Origin of the sequence: Vibrio sp. 10N.222.48.A3 (genome assembly GCF_041475345.1) — a bacterium.
In the GTDB taxonomy this organism is placed as follows: Bacteria; Pseudomonadota; Gammaproteobacteria; order Enterobacterales; family Vibrionaceae; genus Vibrio; species Vibrio tasmaniensis_A.
Map to the genome: position 1 here is coordinate 1 of NZ_JBFRVX010001734.1, position 272 is coordinate 272.

1 protein-coding gene is annotated in these 272 nt (G+C 44.9%); it reads left to right on the plus strand.

From position 1 onward, the window contains the following. A partial coding sequence (locus AB4653_RS28675; protein WP_372106034.1) for a HAMP domain-containing protein occupies positions 1–272 on the plus strand: 272 nt, incomplete at both ends.

Here is a 272-nt window from a genome sequence, read left to right on the forward strand (position 1 = left end):
GACAAGGTGACTTAACTAAACGTCTAGATACCAATACAGATAAAGAGTTCTCTGACCTTGCGAAAGGCTTCAACACCTTTACTGAAAACCTGCAAAATCAAATCATTCAATCCAAAGCGATTGGTGTTGAGATTAAACGTGGCACTGAAATCACAGTAAAAGGCGCGGGTGAGTCAGCGAATGCGATGAATACTCAGCTGCAAGAGCTTGAACAGCTAGCCACCGCAATGAACGAGATGGCCGTTACCGCAACGGAAGTAGCAAACAACGCT